Consider the following 18,759-nt stretch of genomic DNA (forward strand, 5'->3'; position numbering starts at 1 on the left):
TTTCAACATCTCGTGGGAGCAAATTGCTCCCACATTTGTTTTGGGGATGGGTTAAAGCGGGGCGGGCTCTTGAGCCGGTTTCGATTTGTCGATCCCCGGCACATGCAGATTGCCCTCGGCCACCTGATCGCCTTCAAGCTGCGGCTGGGTCACCCAGGTGAGGATGTCGTAGTAGCGACGGATGTTCGCCACGAAATGCACCGGTTCGCCGCCCCGGGCGTAGCCGTAGCGGGTCTTGCTGTACCACTGCTTCTGCGACAGGCGCGGCAGGATCTTTTTCACATCCAGCCACTTGTCCGGGTTCAACCCTTCCTTGGCCGCCAGTTTGCGCGCGTCATCCAGATGACCGCTGCCGACGTTGTAGGCCGCCAGGGCAAACCAGGTGCGATCCGGTTCCTGGATCGATTCGTCTAGCTGATCCTTCATGTAGGCCAGGTACTTGGCGCCACCCATGATGCTCTGCTTCGGATCGAGGCGGTTGGACACGCCCATGGCCTGGGCGGTGTTCTGGGTCAGCATCATCAGCCCGCGCACGCCGGTCTTCGACGTGACCGCCGGTTGCCACAGCGATTCCTGATAACCGATCGCCGCCAGCAGGCGCCAGTCGACTTTCTCTTTCTTGGCGTAGGCCTTGAAGTGCTGTTCGTATTTGGGCAGCCGCTGCTGCAAATGCTGGGCGAAGGTGGTGGCGCCCATGTAGCCGAGGACGTCGACGTGGCCGTAATAACGGTCTTTCAGGCGTTGCAGGGTGCCGTTCTTCTGCACCTTGTCCAGATAACTGTTGATCTCGTTGAGCAGGCTGTTGTCTTCGCCGGCCGCCACGGCCCAGCTCTGGCTGCGCGCGTCGCCGAGGTCGAAGGCGACGCGGATGTTGGTGAAGTACACCTGGTTCATCGCCACTTCGTTGGAGTCGACCAGGGTCAGGTCGATCTGACCTTCATCGACCATGCGCAGCAGGTCGACCACTTCAACGGCGTCGGACTCTTCGTATTGAATGCCAGGATATTTCTGTTTCAGCTCCGCCAGTTGTTCGGCGTGGGTGCTGCCCTTGAGCACCATGATCTTCTTGCCCACCAGATCGCCGGCGTCGGTGGGGCGTGACTGGCCGTTGCGGTAGATGATCTGCGGGGTGACTTCGAGGTAGGAGCGCGAGAAGCGAACCTGCTTCTTGCGCTGTTCGCTGCTGACCAGGCCGGCGGCCGCCAGTACCGGGCCGTTCGGCTTGCCGACCTGATTGAACAGGTCGTCTAGATTGTCGGCGGTTTCGATCTTCAGCTCGACCCCCAAATCGTCGGCAAAGCGCTTCACCAGCTCGTATTCGAAGCCGGTTTCACCGCTGCGATCCTGAAAGTAGGTGGCGGGGCTGTTTCGGGTGACCACCCGCAGCACACCATCCTCCTTTACGCGCTCGAGTGTGTTGGGTTTATCAACACAGCCACTGAGCATCAGGAAGAGTCCGGTAGCGATCAGCCATTTGGCGTATCGCGGACGCAAAGCCGTTGGGGAAAACATGTGCGCAGTATACGCAAAGGACAACGGGCGCCATATCTCGACAGTCGAGGGGTTGTCTGCTAGGCATCACAAAACCGCGCGAAACCCCGCAGAAACGGGCCCGAAAGGCATTTTGTGACAGAAAAAATAACCCGCCTTGCAACACCCCATAAATTTGACCCTCAAGGCAGGAACGCCACTCGACATCCGGGTGCAACCGTGCGTAGCGTTTCGGGTGATGTTGAGGGCGGTTTAGGCTAGAATGCACGGCCTCAAAGCACACCCCTTCCCGAGGCTGTCCCGAAGATGTTGATCCTGCGCGGCGCTCCTGCCCTTTCTGCCTTTCGCCACAGCAAACTCCTTGAGCAACTGAGCCAGAAGGTTCCAGCTGTCAGTGGCCTGTATGCTGAATTCGCTCACTTCGCCGAAGTCACCGGCGTCCTGACCGGCGACGAACAGCAGGTGCTTGCGCGCCTTCTGAAGTACGGTCCAAGCGTTCCGGTTCAAGAGCCGACCGGTCGTCTGTTCCTGGTGTTGCCACGTTTCGGCACCATCTCGCCATGGTCGAGCAAGGCCAGCGACATCGCCCGCAACTGCGGCCTGAGCAAGATCCAGCGCCTGGAGCGCGGTATCGCGTTCTACGTGGCCGGTCAGTTCAGCGAAACCGAAGCGCAGCAGATTGCAGACGTATTGCATGACCGTATGACTCAGATCGTTCTGGCCAACCTCGAGCAGGCCGCCGGTCTGTTCAGCCACGCCGAACCGAAGCCGCTGACCGCCATCGACATCCTCGGCGGTGGTCGCGCCGCGCTGGAGAAGGCCAACGTCGAACTGGGCCTGGCCCTGGCCGAAGACGAGATCGACTATCTGGTCAACGCCTTCAACGGTCTCAAGCGCAACCCGCACGACATCGAACTGATGATGTTCGCCCAGGCCAACTCCGAGCACTGCCGCCACAAGATCTTCAACGCCAGTTGGGATATTGACGGCGAGAGCCAGGAAAAAAGCCTGTTCGGCATGATCAAGAACACCTATCAGATGCACAGCGAAGGCGTGCTGTCCGCTTACAAGGACAACGCTTCGGTGATCGTCGGCAACGTCGCCGGCCGCTTCTTCCCGGATCCGGAAACCCGCCAGTACGGCGCGGTGCAGGAGCCGGTGCACATCCTGATGAAGGTCGAAACCCACAACCACCCGACCGCGATCGCTCCGTTCCCGGGCGCGTCCACCGGTTCCGGTGGCGAGATCCGCGACGAAGGTGCAACCGGTCGTGGCGCCAAGCCGAAAGCCGGCCTGACCGGTTTCACCGTGTCGAACCTGCAGATCCCGGGCTTCGAACAGCCGTGGGAAGTGCCGTACGGCAAGCCTGAGCGCATCGTCAACGCGCTGGACATCATGATCGAAGGCCCGCTGGGCGGCGCCGCGTTCAACAACGAATTCGGCCGTCCGGCCCTGACCGGTTACTTCCGTACCTTCGAACAATCGATCACCACCCCGCACGGTGACGAAGTTCGCGGTTACCACAAGCCGATCATGCTGGCTGGCGGCATGGGCAACATCCGTGAAGAACACGTCAAGAAAGGCGAGATTCTGGTCGGCTCCAAGCTGATCGTGCTCGGCGGCCCGGCGATGCTGATCGGTCTGGGCGGCGGCGCTGCTTCCTCCATGGCCACCGGCACCAGCTCGGCGGATCTGGACTTCGCTTCCGTTCAGCGTGAAAACCCTGAAATGGAGCGTCGCTGCCAGGAAGTCATCGACCGTTGCTGGCAGCTGGGCGACAAGAACCCGATCAGCTTCATCCACGACGTGGGTGCGGGCGGTCTGTCCAACGCCTTCCCGGAACTGGTCAACGACGGCGACCGCGGTGGCCGTTTCGAACTGCGCAACATTCCAAACGACGAGCCGGGCATGGCCCCGCACGAAATCTGGTCCAACGAATCCCAGGAACGTTACGTTCTGGCAGTCGGCCCGGCCGACTTCGAGCGCTTCAAGGCGATCTGCGAACGTGAGCGTTGCCCGTTTGCCGTTGTCGGTGAAGCCACCGCCGAGCCGCAACTGACCGTGACCGACAGCCATTTCGGCAACAACCCGGTGGACATGCCACTGGAAGTGTTGCTGGGCAAGGCGCCGCGCATGCACCGTTCGGTGGTTCGCGAAGCCGAGCTGGGCGATGACTTCGATCCGTCGAACCTCGACATCAGTGAAAGCATCGAACGCGTCCTGCACCACCCGGCCGTGGCGAGCAAAAGCTTCCTGATCACCATCGGCGACCGCACCATCACCGGCCTCGTGGCCCGTGACCAGATGGTCGGCCCTTGGCAGGTTCCGGTGGCCGACGTGGCCGTCACCGCCACCAGCTTCGACGTCTACACCGGTGAAGCGATGGCGATGGGCGAGCGCACTCCGCTGGCACTGCTGGATGCTCCGGCGTCGGGCCGCATGGCCATTGGCGAAACCCTGACCAACATTGCCGCTTCGCGCATCAACAAGCTCTCCGACATCAAACTGTCGGCGAACTGGATGTCCGCTGCCGGCCACCCGGGCGAAGACGCGCGTCTGTACGACACCGTGAAAGCGGTCGGCATGGAACTGTGCCCTGAACTGGGCCTGACCATTCCGGTTGGCAAGGACTCGATGTCCATGGCCACCCGCTGGAACGACGATGGCGAAGACAAGACCGTCACCTCGCCGATGTCCCTGATCGTGACCGGTTTCGCGCCAGTGGCTGACATCCGTCAGACCCTGACTCCGGAACTGCGCATGGACAAGGGCACCACCGACCTGATCCTGATCGACCTCGGTCGCGGTCAGAACCGTATGGGCGCCTCTATCCTCGCGCAGGTTCACGGCAAGCTCGGCAAGCAGGCTCCGGACGTCGACGACGCCGAAGACCTGAAAGCGTTCTTCGCCGTGATCCAGGGCCTCAACGCCGACGGTCATCTGCTGGCTTACCACGACCGTTCCGACGGTGGTCTGCTGACCACCGTGGTGGAAATGGCCTTCGCCGGTCACTGCGGTCTGAGCCTGAACCTCGACAGCGTTGCTGAATCCTCGGCAGAAATCGCCGCCATCCTGTTCAACGAAGAACTGGGTGCCGTGATCCAGGTTCGTCAGGACGCGACCCCGGACATCCTCGCCCAATTCAGCGCGGCTGGTCTGGGCGACTGCGTGTCGGTGATCGGTCAGCCGATCAACAATGGCCAGATCAACATCACCTTCAACGGTGACACCGTGTTCGAAGGCCAGCGTCGTCTGCTGCAACGTCAGTGGGCCGAGACCAGCTACCAGATCCAGCGTCTGCGCGACAACGCCGACTGCGCCGAGCAAGAGTTCGATGCGCTGCTGGAAGAAGACAACCCGGGCCTGAGCGTCAAGCTGAGCTACGACGTCAACCAGGACATCGCCGCGCCTTACATCAAGAAAGGCATCCGCCCACAGGTTGCGGTACTGCGTGAGCAGGGCGTCAACGGTCAGGTGGAAATGGCGGCTGCGTTCGACCGCGCCGGTTTCAACGCGATCGACGTGCACATGAGCGACATTCTGGCCGGCCGCGTCGACCTGAACGAGTTCAAGGGTCTGGTGGCCTGCGGTGGTTTCTCCTACGGCGACGTTCTCGGCGCCGGTGAAGGGTGGGCCAAGTCCGCACTGTTCAACAGCCGTGCCCGCGATGCGTTCCAGGGCTTCTTCGAACGTAACGACAGCTTCACCCTCGGCGTGTGCAACGGTTGCCAGATGATGTCCAACCTGCACGAGCTGATCCCGGGCAGCGAGTTCTGGCCGCACTTCGTGCGCAACCGCTCCGAGCAATTCGAAGCGCGCGTGGCGATGGTTCAGGTTCAGGAGTCGAACTCGATCTTCCTGCAGGGCATGGCCGGTTCGCGCATGCCGATCGCCATCGCTCACGGTGAAGGCCATGCCGAATTCGAAAGCGAAGAGGCACTGCTGGAAGCCGATCTGTCGGGTTGCGTGGCGATGCGTTTCGTCGACAACCACGGCAAGGTCACCGAAGCCTACCCGGCCAACCCGAACGGTTCGCCGCGCGGGATCACCGGCCTCACCAGCCGCGACGGTCGCGTGACGATCATGATGCCGCACCCGGAGCGTGTGTTCCGTGCCGTGCAGAACTCGTGGCGTTCGGAAGACTGGAACGAAGACGCACCTTGGATGCGTATGTTCCGTAATGCTCGTGTGTGGGTGAACTAAGCGCTGTGTACAAGCTCGCGTTTTTTGTTCCCGACAGCCATGTTGAGGTGGTCAAGGACGCTGTGTTCGCTGCCGGTGGTGGGCGGATTGGTGACTATGACCACTGTGCTTGGCAGGTGCTTGGCTCTGGTCAGTTTCGGCCTCTGGACGGCAGTCAGCCGTTCATTGGTCAGGTTGGGCAGGTTGAGCGGGTCGAGGAGTGGAAGGTTGAGCTTGTCGTTTGCGATGAGTTGATTCGCGCGGTAGTGGCGGCTCTTAAGTTGAGCCATCCCTACGAGACGCCGGCTTATGAAGTGTGGCGGCTGGAGGATTTTTGATCTTCCTTGGCTGCTGATACGGGAAACCCGCTGGAAGTGATTTCAGCGGGTTTTTTGGTTTTTTGGTTTTGGGATTGAGTGAATATCCGTTGCTTCGGGTGTTGCCACTGGCGGTTTCGCCCTTACGGCGAGTCACTTTTTTCAAACGCCAAAAAAGTAACCAAAAACGCTGGGCCCCGGCGTTCGGCACCTCGCTTTGGCTCGGTGTTCCTTCGTTCCGGGATTCATCCGGGGGCATCGCCTACGGTTTGCTTCGCTGCACCTCCTCTCGATGCATGCGGCTGCGCCGCACGGTCGCTGCGCTCCCACCCCCGGATAAATCCCTCCACTCAGCCTTCCGAAGGGGCCAAAAGATCAAGAGCTTTACTCGAGCTAACGCTCATCGTGTTGAGTGGTGGGAAGTGGGAAGCGGGAAGCAGGAAGCAGGAAGCAGGAAGCAGGAAGCAGGAAGCAGGAAGCAAAAGGTAGCTGTGTACTGCTTGATCGTTCCCACGCTCCGCGTGGGAATGCAGCCCGGGACGCTCCGCGTTCCATTTTCGAATGTTTAAAGATGTGTGGGATTTACCGAATCTTCCCATTTGCTTTGAGCTTGCCCCTCGGAAGCTCCGGTCCTGCGGTGGTTGCTTCAAATGAAACAGGAAACCCGGCCTAGGCCGGGTCTCTTGTTTGTAATCGCTTAAAGTCAAAACTGGATGGCGACCATCAGACTTTTGCACTCACCTCACTCCGATTGACCAACCCCTCCAGCGCCACACTCAAACTCTGCGCCCGCTCACCCACCAGCAAGTGCCACACGCCATCCTCCAGCGGGCTCACGCCCAGACATCCAAGTTCTTTCAATCGGCTTTCCGACAGCGCTTTGCCATCGGCCAGTTGCAGGCGGATGCGGCTCATGGCGATGCAGTCGAGTTGCAGCACGTTGTCGCTGCCGCCCAGGGCGCTCAGCCATTGCTGGGCTTGCGGTGCGGCTATAGCAACGGGCTCGCTGGTTTCGACGACTGTGACAGGAGCAGCCACTACGACTCGGCCCAATGCGGGCATCGCCAGGCGGATTTCGTCGGCAATGCTGTCGGCCATCGGCCCGACGACCACCTGCAAACTGCCGCCCTTGCCCGGACGTACCACGGCCATTGCACCCAGTGCTTTCAAATCGGCATCGGAGGCTTTGTTGCGATCGACCATTTCCAGTCGCAGCCGCGTGGTGCACGCGCCGACGGTGACCAGATTCTCGGCACCTCCCAAGGCTTTGATGTACGCAGCGGCGCGCTCGTTTTCTGTCAGCACGGATTTCTCGGCAGCGGCCACGTCTTCACGTCCCGGCGTTTTCAGATTGAAACGGCGGATACAGAAGTCGAACACCGCGTAATAGATGACGGCATAAACCAGTCCCACCGGCACCACCAGCCAGCCGTTGGTGGAGCGTCCCCAGCCCAGCACCATGTCGATGAAACCACCGGAGAAGGTGAAGCCCAGATGAATGTTCAGCGCATTGGTGATCGCCATCGACAACCCGGTCAGCAACGCATGCACCAGATACAGCAGCGGCGCCAGAAACATGAAGGCAAATTCGATGGGCTCGGTCACCCCGGTCAAGAATGAGGTCAGGGCCATCGACAGGAAGATCCCGCCCATGACCTTACGGCGTTCCGGCAGGGCGTTGCGGTACATCGCCAGGCACGCGGCCGGCAGGCCGAAGATCATCATCGGGAACATGCCGGTCATGAACTGGCCGCCCTTGGGATCGCCGGCGAAGTAACGCGACAGATCGCCAGTGACCAGAGCGCCGGTGGTCGGGTCGGTGAAGTTGCCGAACACGAACCACGCCATGTTGTTGAGGATATGGTGCAGGCCGGTGACGATCAGCAGGCGGTTGAACACGCCAAACACGAAGGCGCCAAGGCTGCCGCTTTCCATCATCAAGGCGCCGAAGCTGTTGATGCCGTGCTGGATCGGCGGCCAGATGTAGCCGAACACCACGCCCAGACCGACCGCCGCGAACCCGGTGACGATCGGCACAAAACGCCGGCCACCGAAAAAGGCGAGGTACTCCGGCAGCTTGATGTCCTTGAAACGGTTGTACAGCGCGCCGGCCATCAGGCCGCTGACGATCCCGGCGAGCATGCCCATGTTGATGCTGGCGTCGAGCACCTTGAGGGTGGAGATCATCACCAGATAACCGATCACCCCGGCGAGGCCGGCGGTGCCGTTGTTGTCCCGGGCGAAACCGACCGCGATGCCGATGGCGAAGATCATCGCCAGGTTGGCGAAGATCACCTGACCGGCGTCGTGGATGATTGCGATGTTCAGCAGGTCAGTGTCGCCCAGGCGCAGCAGCAGGCCGGCGATCGGCAGGATCGCGATCGGCAGCATCAGCGCGCGGCCGAGGCGTTGCAGGCCTTCGATGAAGAGTTGGTACATGGCGATTGTCCTTGTTGTTTTTGTTAGCGCAGAGGCCAATGTTGATGACAGGCATGACGCACCGCGGCGGCGCTGCTCAGCTTGAGCAAGTCCCGGGCGAGGCGTTGGCATTCGGCTTCGTGCAGCTGGCGCACGCGGTCCTTGATTTCGCCGATCTGTACCGGGCTCACCGACAGTTCGGTCACGCCCAGGCCGATCAACACCGGCGTCGCCAGTGGATCCGAGGCGAGGGCGCCGCACACGCCGACCCAGCGTTTATGCACCGCCGCGCCTTCGCAGGTCATGGCGATCAGGCGTAGCAGCGCCGGGTGCAAGGCATCGACCCGTGCGGCGAGGCCTGAGTGGTCGCGGTCCATGGCCAGGGTGTATTGCGACAGGTCGTTGGTGCCGATGGACAGGAAGTCGGCGTGTTCGGCCAGTTGCTCGGCCTGCAACGCGGCGGCCGGGACTTCGATCATCACGCCGATTTCCGGACGTTGATTGATGCCCAGTTCCAGACACAGCGCATCTACCCGTTGGCGGATGTGCAGCAATTCGTCGACCTCGGTGACCATCGGCAGCAGGATCCGGCAACGCTGCAACGGGCTGACTTGCAGCAGCGCACGCAGTTGCTGATCGAGGATTTCCGGGCGGGCCTGGGCCAGGCGAATGCCGCGCAGGCCGAGCACCGGGTTGGCTTCCACTGGCAGTGGCAGGTAGTCGAGTTGCTTGTCGCCGCCGACGTCGATGGTGCGGATGATCACCGACTTGTCGCCCATGGCATCGATCACGGCTTGATAGGCAGCGCGTTGCTCTTCGACGTCCGGCGCAGTGTGGCGATCGACGAACAAAAACTCGGTGCGCAACAGGCCGACGCCATCGGCGCCATTGGCAAACGCATCGGCTGCTTCGTGGCTGGAAGCGACGTTGGCGACCACTTCGATGGATACGCCGTTGCGGGTTTCGGCCGGCAGATGGGCCTGAGCTTGCTGGGCGTCGCGCCGTTGTTGACGGTCGATCTGCGCCTGCTGCACTTCGGCCAGACGCTCGGCATTCGGCGTCAGCTCGAGGCGACTGCCGTCGGCGTCGAGGACCACCGACAGGCCTTGCGCTTGATCGAGCAGCGCCGAGCCCAGTGCGACCACGCACGGCAGGCCTTTGCCCTGAGCCAGAATCGCCACGTGGGAAGTCGCGCCACCTTCGGCCATGCACAAACCGGCGACGCCTTGCGCGCTCAGTTGCAGCAGGTCCGACGGCGTCAGTTCGTGGGCGGCGACGATGGCGCCGACCGGCACGTCGTAGTGCCAGGCTTCGCCGAGCAGGGCGCGCAGCACTCGTTGCCTGAGGTCGCGCAGATCGTTGGCGCGCTCGGCCAGCAGTGGGCTGCCGGTGTTTTGCAGCACTTCGCATTGCGCATCGATGGACTGGCTCCAGGCGTGGGTCGCCGCCGTGCCGGTTTCAATCGATTGCTGGGCGGCGTCGAGCAAGGCCGGGTCTTCCAGCAAGGCCAGGTGCGCGGCGAAGATCGCTTCCTCGTCGGCATTGCGCTGTTTTTTCGCCTGGACGAGGGTGCCGTCGATTTCGCTGCGAACCTGATTAAGCGCGGTGTCGAGAATCTGTAGTTGATGCTCGGGCTGATGATTGCCGGTGTCCGCCGGCAGGCTGATCGCGTTCAGACGAAACAGCGGCCCGCCCACCAGTCCCGGCGCGGCGCACACACCGTGCAACACGCCAGCCTCGGCCGAGCGATTGCGTGGAGCGGCGGCAACCGGTGCGGCGGCATGATGGTCTTCGGGCAGTGCGGTGGCCAGTGCGGTGAGCAAGGCTTGCAATGCCGCTTGTGCGTCCGGGCCCTGGCAACTGACCTGCACTTCGTCCTGCTCGCCAATCGCCAGGCCCATCAAGCCGATGAGGCTGTTGCACGATGCCGACTTGCCGGCGAAATGCAGCTGCGACTGGCTCTTGAACCCTTGCGCCGTCTGGCGGATCAACGCCGCCGGGCGCGCATGCAGACCGCCGCGATGGGCAACCTGCACGTGACCGAGAACTTCCGGGCCGCCGAGTTCTTCTGCATTCGCCGCTGTACTGTGACGAGCGATGATGTGCAGCAGCGGCTCGCCGACCTTCACCGTTTTCAGGGTGATGGGGCGCGCCTGGAAATCCTGGCTGTTGGTCAGGATCAGCAGGCTGACCAGGCTTTTGCACTGGCGGCCGACCTTGTCCAGGTCATAGCGCAGCAGCGGCTGGCCATTGCTGACCCGCGCGCCTTCCTTGACCAGCATCGAGAAGCCTTCACCCTGCAACTCCACCGTGTCCAGACCGAGGTGCAGCAACAGCTCGGCGCCGTTGTCGGCGCGCACGGTCAGCGCATGGCCGGTGCGGGCGACGTGGATCACTACCCCGGCGCAGGGCGAATACAGGGTGTCGTTCAGCGGATCGATGGCAATGCCGTCGCCCATCGCGCCGCTGGCGAACACCGCGTCCGGAACGTTGGCGAGCGTGAGCACCGGGCCGCTGAGCGGGGCGCTTAAAGTCAGCTCTTTATTGTTGTTGTGCATGGCTCGGTCTCATCAGGAAAACGTTCGGTTCGGACTCAGTGCGTACGGGTGACTTTGCTCAGGTGTCGCGGCTGATCCGGGTCCATGCCACGGGCCACGGCCAGACCGGCCGCCATCACGTAGAAACTCTGAATCGCGAGGATCGGATCGAGGGCCGGGTGCTCGGCACGGCTGAGGGTCAGGTCGCGCTCGCTCACGTCATTCGGCGCGGCCAGCAGCACGCGGGCACCGCGCTGACGCATCTCGGCTGCCAGGCTCAGCAGGCCGGCCTGTTCGGCGCCGCGCGGGGCGAACACCAGCAACGGGTAGTGTTCGTCGATCAGGGCCATCGGGCCGTGGCGGACTTCGGCGCTGCTGAAGGCTTCGGCCTGGATCGCCGAGGTTTCCTTGAATTTCAGCGCGGCTTCCTGGGCGATGGCGAAACCGGCGCCCCGGCCGATCACCATCAACCGCTCGCAATCGCGCAGGGCGTCGATGGCCGGGCTCCAGTCCTGTTGCGCGGCTTCGCGCAGGCCTTCGGGCAGGGCGTTGTGCGCCTCCAGCAATTCGGCGTCTTCTTTCCAGTGCGCGATCAGACGGGCGCTGGCGCTGAGGGTGGCGATGAAACTCTTGGTCGCGGCGACACTGCTTTCGGTGCCGGCCAGTAATGGCAGGCTGAATTCGCACGCAGCCTCCAGCGGCGAATCGGCGGCGTTGACCATCGACACACTGAGCGCGCCGCGCTTGCGCAACAGGCGCAGGCTGTTGACCAGATCCGGGCTCTGGCCCGACTGGGAAAACGCGAACGCAACCTGACCGCTGACCTTCAAAGGCGCCTGTTGCATGGTCACCACCGACATCGGCAACGACGCCACCGGAACCCCCAGTTGCTGCATGGTCAGGTAGGCGAAGTAGCTCGCCGCATGGTCGGAGCTGCCACGGGCAACGGTCATCGCCACTTGCGGCGGCTGACGACGCAGGCGCCCGGCGATCTCGATCATTGGCGAGTCGAGCTGTTGCAGTTGGGCTTGCACGGCCTCGAATGAGGACAGCGCCTCCTCAAGCATTTTTGAAGTCAATGTCTTCTCCTTCGACCATGACGGCGGTCAGTGTGAGTGAGCGATCCAGCCGCACGCAGTCGGCCCAGGCGCCAGGTGCAAGGCGCCCGCGTTCGGTGATGCCGAGATAGTCGGCGGGGAATTGCGAAAGACGTTGCGAGGCCTCGGCGATCGGCAGACCGATCTTCACCAGATTGCGCAGGGCCTGATCCATGGTCAGGGTGCTGCCCGCCAGGGTGCCATCGGGCAGGCGCACGCCGCCCAGGCATTTGGTGACGGTGTGGCTGCCGAGCTTGTATTCGCCGTCGGGCATGCCGGCAGCGGCTGTTGAGTCGGTCACGCAGTACAGGCAGGGGATCGAACGCAGGGCCACCCGGATCGCGCCGGGGTGCACGTGCAGCAAGTCCGGAATCAGTTCGGCGAATTTGGCGTGGGCCAGCGCCGCACCGACGATGCCCGGCTCGCGGTGATGCAGCGGGCTCATGGCGTTGTACAAGTGGGTGAAACTGGTGGCGCCGGCTTCGAGGGCGGCGACGCCTTCCTCGTAACTGCCGAGGGTGTGGCCGATCTGCATGCGGATGCCACGGCTGCTGAGTTCACGAATCAAACCGTCATGGCCGGCGATTTCCGGGGCGATGGTGATCACTCGAATCGGCGCCAGTGCCAGATAGTCTTCGACCTCGGCCATCAACGCGGTGTGGGCAAAGTTCGGTTGTGCGCCGAGTTTGCCGGGATTGATGTAGGGGCCTTCAAGGTGAACGCCGAGAACCCGGGCGGCACCTTTCGGGCGCTGTTCACAGAACTCGCCGACTTCCCTGAGCACGCTGGAAATCTCGGCGCTCGGTGCGGTCATGGTGGTGGCGAGCAACGAGGTGGTGCCGAATCGCACGTGGGTCTTGGTGATGGTCTCGAAGGCGCTGGCGCCTTCCATGATGTCCTTGCCGCCGCCGCCGTGGACGTGCAGGTCGATGAAGCCCGGCAGCAGATAAGGCAGGTCATTGGTCGCCGGATCGCAAGGCACGCCTTCGATCGACACGACTCTGCCGTGTTCGTGGATCAGCCGGCCGCGAACCCAGCCGTCAGCGGTGAGGATGTTGTCTTCGGACATTTCGCTTCTCTCGTTTGGCCTGGCTGCTGATCAGCGGCGCAGCTCTGCAACAAAGTCGTAGTAGTCGTTGCGGCAATAGGTGTCGGTGACTTCGATCGGCGTGTTGTCTTCCAGGTAGCCGACCCGGGTCATCAGCAGCATCGCGGTGCCGGGGGCGATGCCGACCAGTGCGGCGAACTCGTCCGAGGCATTGATGGCCTGGATGTGCTGCAGGGCGCGCACGATCGGTTTGCCGATGCTGTCGAGGTGTTCGTAGAGGGAATCGCCCACCACCTGTGGCTTGGGCATGATCGAGGCGGGCAGGGTGCTCATCTCGATGGCCATCACGGTGTCGTCGGCCTTGCGCAGGCGTTTCATGCGCGCGACCTTGTCGTTCGGCGACAGGCCGAGGCGGATCAGTTCTTCGTGGGTCGGCAGGGTGATTTCCCGCTCCAGCCATTGCGAGCTGGGCACGAAGCCCTTGAGGCGCAGCATCTCGCTGAAACCCGACAGGCGCGACAGCGGTTGTTCAAGGCGTGGGGTGATGAAGGTGCCGGAACCTTGCAGGCGGCGGATCAAACCTTGATCGAGCAGGACTTCCAGCGCCTTGCGCGCGGTGACCCGGGAAATCCCCAGCAGTTCGCTGAGATTGCGCTCCGACGGCATCGCCTGTTCGGCTTTCCACTGGCCGGCATGGATCGCCGCCTCCAGATTGCGCGCCAGTTGCAGGTACAGCGGCGTCGGCTGGGAGTCGTCGGGACGTAGGGCGTGGAGGTCGTTCATGTAAGGCTTTTCCGGCGCTGATATAGGATTGTTGTCGCTCGGTTGTCGGGCGAAAACTAATACCACTTGCATACCATGTCAACGCGTCGGAAATGCCTGTAGGCCTATGGGTTCGAGGGTTTCAAGGTGGGTGGTTTCAAGTGGTATTAGAGGTGGACTGTAAAACGCAAAAAATCGCAGTCTGCGGCTGTTCTGGCGGGTGAAAGTGGTATCACCGTTCAGGCCTGGCCGCAGGCTGCGATCTTTTGAATTTATTTTTTACGGGCGACCAATGGTCAGGAGAAAGGGCCGCTTCGCGGCCCGGAGGGAACAGGTGCCCTGGCTACGGAATCAGGGGCGGATTTCGATCATCGTGCCATCCGGCACCAGGTTCCAGACTTCGCGCATGTCGACATTGCGCATGGCAATGCAGCCGTCGGTCCAGTCCAGGGTGTGGAACAGTTGTTCGGGAGTGTCCTCGGAGTCCGGCGTGCCGTGGATCATGATCATTCCGCCAGGCTCGACGCCTTCGCGGCGGGCGCGGGCGGAGTCGCTGATGTTCGGGTAGGAGATGTGCATCGACAGGTTGAATTTGTCGCTGGTCTTGCGCCAGTCGATCCAATAGAAACCTTCCGGCGTGCGTTTGTCGCCTTCAATCAGTTTCGGGCCTTTTTTCGCGCCTTTGCCCAGGGAAATGCGATAGCTCTTGAGGGGCTTGCCGTCGGCGATCAACTGCAGTTGATGAGCCGATTTGAGCACCAGTACTTTTTCGATGAGCGGGGTGTTCGATGGCGTCACGGTGGTCACGAATGACGCTTGGGAGACGGTGACGAACGACAGGCAGAACAGGGCAAGCAACCAGCGCATTGAAACGATTCCCCAGAAATGAAGCAGATACTTTATTTATAGATAGTGTGCAGGCGCTGTCGCGGGCTGCGTAAGCCGGTTATCGGCCGGCCATCGTCGAAATCAAGTGATGGCTGGTTGAGTGAGCGGCGGGATCGATTCGGAGCGCACCGGATAGACCTCGACGCGCCGGTCAGCGAAAAAGCATTCAAGGGTCCGGCCCACCGTACGGAACGCCAGTTCGTCCCAGGGAATATCCGCTTCGTCGAACAACTGCACTTCCAGGCTTTCGGGGCCGGCGGCGAAGTCCAGATCCGCCAGCTCGGCGCGGAAAAACACATGTACCTGGCTGATGTGCGGCACGTCGATCAGGGTGTAGATGCTCAGGTTGCGTACCCGGGCGCAGGCTTCTTCGGAGGTTTCGCGGATGGCGGCCTGTTCGATGGTCTCGCCGTTCTCCATGAAACCGGCAGGCAGCGTCCAGTAACCGAGGCGTGGCTCGATGGCGCGGCGACAGAGCAGGACCTTGGTGCCCCAGGTCGGTACACAACCGGCCACGATATTGGGGTTCTGGTAGTGAATCGTCTGACAGCTGTCGCAGACGAATCGCAGCCGCGAGTCGCCTTCGGGAATGCGCTGGGTCACCGGGTTGCCGCACTGGCTGCAAAATTTCATGCTGGGGTTCCTGAATGCTGCGCCTATCTTGGCGTGCAGCGGTGTCAGTCGGCAAGTTGTCGTTTCGCGACATGACCCCCGTTCGGGGGTTGGGCGGTCGCAATGATTGGTGCATGATGCAGGGTAAGGCACCGATCGAGAACACTTATGCTGGACGAGCTACTGCACCGGGTAAGCAATCACACGCCGCGCACGCTGGAGACCGACACGCGTTTCCCCGAGGCCGCTGTCCTGGTGCCGATTACTCGCAGTGACGAACCCGAACTTGTCCTCACCCTGCGGGCCAGCGGGCTTTCGACCCACGGCGGCGAAGTCGCCTTCCCGGGCGGGCGTCGGGATCCGGAAGATCCGGACCTGGTGTTTACCGCTCTGCGTGAAGCCGAAGAGGAAATCGGCCTGCCGCCGGGACTGGTCGAAGTGATCGGTCCGCTCAGCCCGCTGATTTCCCTGCATGGCATCAAGGTCACTCCGTATGTCGGGGTGATTCCCGATTTTGTCGAATACCAGGCCAATGATGCCGAGATCGCTGCGGTGTTCAGTGTGCCGCTGGAGTTCTTCCGCAAGGATCCGCGCGAACACACCCACCGCATCGACTATCAGGGTCGCAGTTGGTACGTGCCGAGCTATCGTTACGGCGAATACAAGATCTGGGGGCTGACGGCAATCATGATCGTCGAGTTGATCAACCTGCTCTATGACGCCAAAATCAGCCTGCATCAACCGCCCAAAAGCTTCGTCAATACCTGAAGCCATCGTTCGAATGGCCAGCCACCGTGAGCCCTGAGGAAAACAAGATGAAATACCGCCTGGGCGACGCCCGTGTCGACACCCATCCGCAGAGCTGGGTCGCCCCCAACGCCGTGCTGGTGGGCAAGGTCAGACTGGAAGAGGGCGCCAACGTCTGGTTCAACGCCGTGTTGCGCGGCGACAACGAACTGATCCTGATCGGCAAGAACAGCAATGTGCAGGACGGCACGGTGATGCACACCGACATGGGCTATCCGCTGACCATCGGCACCGGCGTGACCATCGGCCACAACGCCATGCTCCACGGCTGCACGGTCGGCGACTACAGCCTGATTGGCATCAACGCGGTCATCCTCAACGGCGCGAAGATCGGCAAGAACTGCATCATCGGCGCCAATTCGCTGATCGGCGAAGGCAAGGAAATTCCTGACGGTTCGCTGGTGATGGGCTCGCCGGGCAAAGTGGTGCGCGAACTGACCGAGCCGCAGAAGAAGATGCTCGAAGCCAGTGCCGCGCACTATGTGCATAACTCCCAGCGCTATGCGCGCGATCTGGTCGAGCAGGAAGAATGACAACCCCGGAAAGACCTGTCGCCTCGCCGTGCGTGAGCATTTGCGCGCTGGACGAAGACGATATTTGCACCGGTTGCCAGCGCACGGTCGAGGAGATCACTCGCTGGAGCCGCATGACCAATGATGAACGCCGGGTTGTGCTTGGGCTGTGTCATGAGCGGGCCAAGGCCAGTGGCCTGGTCTGGATGATCGGCAAAACGCCAGGGCAATAGCCGATTTGATTGGCGCCATCGAAGGGCTGAAGTAACCTGTGCGCCAAATTGACAGGTCACGCCCATGATTTTCCTCATCGCTTACATCAGCAGTGTCGTGCTGATCAACTTCGCCTTCTCCACCGCGCCGCATCTGGACATCATCTGGTCGGCCTGGGGCGGGCTGGTGTTCGTGCTGCGCGACATGGTGCAGACCCGTTTCGGTCATGGCACGATCGTGGCGATGCTCGCAGCGCTGGTGCTGTCCTATGTCACGTCCGATCCGTCGATTGCGCTGGCCAGCGCCACGGCATTCGCGGTCTCCGAGTGCATCGACTGGCTGGTGTTCACCATTACCAAGCGCCCGTTGCGCGACCGCTTGTGGATCAGTTCGGCGCTGAGCATTCCGCTTGATACCTTCATCTTCTTTGGCATGATCGACCTGCTGACGCCGCCGGTGCTCATCACTGCTCTGGCCTCGAAGTTCGCCGGTGTTACCGCCGTCTGGCTGATCATGGCCTGGCGCGAACGCAAACAGGCTGTCGCCGGCTGAAGCCAAACCCTCAGGTTCATGTAAAATGCCGCGCTTTCTCCCCATGGAAAGCGCGTCTGGCGTTGCTTTCCTCGATGATCCGCTTCTTTGAGGACCTGAGATGACCCGTATCGGAACTCCATTGTCGCCGACCGCGACCCGCGTATTGCTGTGTGGCTGTGGTGAGTTGGGCAAGGAAGTGGTAATCGAGCTGCAGCGCCTGGGCGTTGAAGTGATCGCCGTTGACCGTTACGCCAATGCGCCGGCCATGCAGGTTGCCCATCGCAGCCACGTGATCAACATGCTCGACGGCGCCGCCCTGCGTGCAGTGATCGAAGCCGAGAAGCCGCACTTCATCGTGCCGGAAATCGAAGCCATCGCCACCGCCACCCTGGTCGAACTGGAAGCCGAAGGCTTCACCGTGATCCCGACCGCTCGCGCCGCGCAACTGACCATGAACCGCGAAGGCATCCGTCGTCTGGCTGCCGAAGAGCTGGACCTGCCGACTTCGCCGTACCACTTCGCCGACACCTTCGAGGACTACAGCAAGGCTGTTCAGGACCTTGGCTTTCCGTGCGTCGTGAAGCCGGTGATGAGTTCGTCGGGCAAGGGTCAGAGCCTGCTGCGCAGCGCCGATGACGTGCAGAAAGCCTGGGATTACGCGCAAGAGGGTGGTCGCGCCGGCAAAGGTCGGGTGATCATCGAAGGCTTCATCGATTTCGACTACGAAATCACTCTGCTGACCGTGCGTCACGTCGGCGGCACGACGTTCTGTGCGCCGGTCGGCCACCGTCAGGAGAAGGGCGACTATCAGGAATCCTGGCAGCCACAGGCCATGAGCCCGGTGGCGCTGGCTGAGTCCGAGCGCGTTGCCAAAGCCGTGACCGAAGCGTTGGGCGGTCGTGGCCTGTTCGGCGTCGAGCTGTTCATCAAAGGCGATCAGGTGTGGTTCAGCGAAGTGTCGCCGCGCCCGCACGACACCGGTCTGGTGACCCTGATTTCTCAGGACCTGTCGCAGTTCGCCCTGCACGCCCGGGCGATCCTCGGTCTGCCGGTGCCGCTGATCCGTCAGTTCGGCCCATCGGCTTCAGCGGTGATTCTGGTGGAAGGCCAGTCGACCCAGACTGCATTCGCCAACCTCGGTGCTGCACTGAGCGAGCCGGATACCGCGCTGCGTCTGTTTGGCAAGCCTGAAGTCAACGGTCAGCGCCGCATGGGTGTTGCACTGGCCCGCGACGAGTCGATTGAAGCTGCTCGTGCCAAAGCGACCCGTGCTTCCCAGGCTGTTGTTGTAGAGCTGTAATCACGCCATCTGATCGCTCCCGCCCGCGCGGGAGCGATCTT

The 18,759-nt window shown here is 62.0% G+C and carries 15 protein-coding genes; 7 read left to right on the plus strand and 8 right to left on the minus strand.

Annotated features, from left to right (window positions below; translation table 11 throughout):
• Window positions 1-51: 51 nt before the first annotated feature.
• On the minus strand, window positions 52-1,512 hold the full coding sequence (gene mltF / locus K3819_RS05160; protein ID WP_011332593.1) for a membrane-bound lytic murein transglycosylase MltF: 1,461 nt from the start codon (window positions 1,510-1,512) through the stop codon (window positions 52-54).
• A gap of 285 nt (window positions 1,513-1,797) precedes the next feature.
• Here mltF and purL point away from each other — a divergent pair, with 285 nt between their 5' ends.
• Entirely contained in the window at window positions 1,798-5,694 is a 3,897-nt protein-coding gene (gene purL, locus K3819_RS05165) for a phosphoribosylformylglycinamidine synthase (RefSeq protein WP_221398763.1), read from the plus strand.
• 5 nt (window positions 5,695-5,699) lie between these two features.
• Window positions 5,700-6,011, plus strand: coding sequence for a YqfO family protein (locus K3819_RS05170; protein WP_221398764.1), 312 nt, complete (start codon window positions 5,700-5,702; stop codon window positions 6,009-6,011).
• Window positions 6,012-6,713: 702 nt separating this feature from the next.
• On the opposite strand, the gene nagE is transcribed toward K3819_RS05170, so the two are convergent.
• From nagE to K3819_RS05205, 7 genes are all read right to left on the minus strand, one after another.
• Window positions 6,714-8,429 carry an N-acetylglucosamine-specific PTS transporter subunit IIBC gene (nagE, locus tag K3819_RS05175; protein ID WP_221398765.1) on the minus strand — a complete coding sequence of 572 codons (1,716 nt, stop codon included), beginning with the start codon at window positions 8,427-8,429 and terminating at the stop codon, window positions 6,714-6,716.
• A gap of 23 nt (window positions 8,430-8,452) precedes the next feature.
• Window positions 8,453-10,966 carry a phosphoenolpyruvate--protein phosphotransferase gene (gene ptsP / locus K3819_RS05180; RefSeq protein WP_221398766.1) on the minus strand — a complete coding sequence of 838 codons (2,514 nt, stop codon included), beginning with the start codon at window positions 10,964-10,966 and terminating at the stop codon, window positions 8,453-8,455.
• Between the two features lie 35 nt (window positions 10,967-11,001).
• Window positions 11,002-12,024, minus strand: a complete 1,023-nt coding sequence (locus K3819_RS05185; protein WP_221398767.1) for an SIS domain-containing protein — start codon at window positions 12,022-12,024, stop codon at window positions 11,002-11,004.
• On the minus strand, window positions 12,005-13,111 hold the full coding sequence (gene nagA, locus K3819_RS05190) for an N-acetylglucosamine-6-phosphate deacetylase (protein ID WP_221398768.1): 1,107 nt from the start codon (window positions 13,109-13,111) through the stop codon (window positions 12,005-12,007). The genes K3819_RS05185 and nagA overlap by 20 nt, the downstream gene beginning before the upstream one ends.
• Window positions 13,112-13,141: 30 nt before the next feature.
• Window positions 13,142-13,873 carry a GntR family transcriptional regulator gene (locus tag K3819_RS05195; protein WP_039769530.1) on the minus strand — a complete coding sequence of 244 codons (732 nt, stop codon included), beginning with the start codon at window positions 13,871-13,873 and terminating at the stop codon, window positions 13,142-13,144.
• 330 nt (window positions 13,874-14,203) lie between these two features.
• Window positions 14,204-14,719, minus strand: coding sequence for a murein L,D-transpeptidase family protein (locus K3819_RS05200; protein WP_085611429.1), 516 nt, complete (start codon window positions 14,717-14,719; stop codon window positions 14,204-14,206).
• 102 nt (window positions 14,720-14,821) lie between these two features.
• Window positions 14,822-15,373: an NUDIX hydrolase gene (locus K3819_RS05205; RefSeq protein WP_085611430.1), complete on the minus strand. Its 552-nt coding sequence runs from the start codon at window positions 15,371-15,373 to the stop codon at window positions 14,822-14,824.
• A 147-nt stretch (window positions 15,374-15,520) separates the two neighbouring features.
• On the opposite strand from K3819_RS05205, the gene K3819_RS05210 reads away from it, so the two are divergent.
• The 5 genes from K3819_RS05210 to purT all read left to right on the plus strand — a co-directional run bounded on the left by K3819_RS05210 (window position 15,521) and on the right by purT (window position 18,718).
• Entirely contained in the window at window positions 15,521-16,120 is a 600-nt protein-coding gene (locus K3819_RS05210; protein ID WP_221398769.1) for a CoA pyrophosphatase, read from the plus strand.
• Window positions 16,121-16,167: 47 nt separating this feature from the next.
• Window positions 16,168-16,692, plus strand: coding sequence for a gamma carbonic anhydrase family protein (locus K3819_RS05215; RefSeq protein ID WP_025112181.1), 525 nt, complete (start codon window positions 16,168-16,170; stop codon window positions 16,690-16,692).
• The gene (locus K3819_RS05220; RefSeq protein WP_007954618.1) at window positions 16,689-16,904 is read left to right on the plus strand and encodes a DUF1289 domain-containing protein; all 216 of its coding nucleotides are present in this window, start codon (window positions 16,689-16,691) and stop codon (window positions 16,902-16,904) included. The genes K3819_RS05215 and K3819_RS05220 overlap by 4 nt, the downstream gene beginning before the upstream one ends.
• Window positions 16,905-16,968: 64 nt before the next feature.
• A complete protein-coding gene (locus K3819_RS05225) occupies window positions 16,969-17,436 on the plus strand; it encodes a preQ0 transporter (protein ID WP_221398770.1) in 468 nt (155 codons plus the stop codon).
• Window positions 17,437-17,536: 100 nt separating this feature from the next.
• Entirely contained in the window at window positions 17,537-18,718 is a 1,182-nt protein-coding gene (gene purT, locus K3819_RS05230; protein ID WP_039769540.1) for a formate-dependent phosphoribosylglycinamide formyltransferase, read from the plus strand.
• Window positions 18,719-18,759 lie beyond the last annotated feature (41 nt).

This window comes from Pseudomonas sp. 3-2, assembly GCF_019710535.1.
Classification (GTDB): Bacteria; Pseudomonadota; Gammaproteobacteria; order Pseudomonadales; family Pseudomonadaceae; genus Aquipseudomonas; species Aquipseudomonas pharyngis.